1 protein-coding gene is annotated in these 274 nt (G+C 38.7%); it reads right to left on the reverse strand.

The window, feature by feature from the left end; all coding sequences use genetic code 11:
* Nucleotides 1–274, reverse strand: a 274-nt coding sequence (locus AAEZ08_RS22920) for a DNA cytosine methyltransferase (protein ID WP_500125176.1), incomplete at both ends; no start/stop codon positions are given.

The raw sequence follows: 274 nt of genomic DNA on the forward strand, positions 1-274 counted from the left end.
ATCGATATCTTCTTGCATTACATCATCGCGAAGTGCAAATATAAAAGCACGTCGACGATTTTGAGGTACGCCATAATCACGTGCGTTCAAAATAAGCGGTTCACCAGCAACGATTGTATAACCATGCTTCTTGGCAAGATTTAAAAAATCATTAAGGTATTTTTCGTGACGAGGCCACAGTAAACCAGGGACATTTTCTACTAAGAAAGCCTTAGGCTTTAAATGTTCTACAAAATCAAAATAACGAATGAGTAGGGCGTTTCTTGGGTCATCT

It is taken from the genome of Pseudomonas sp. E45-MNA-CIBAN-0222, assembly GCF_040310405.1.
In the GTDB taxonomy this organism is placed as follows: Bacteria; Pseudomonadota; Gammaproteobacteria; order Pseudomonadales; family Pseudomonadaceae; genus Stutzerimonas; species Stutzerimonas stutzeri_AC.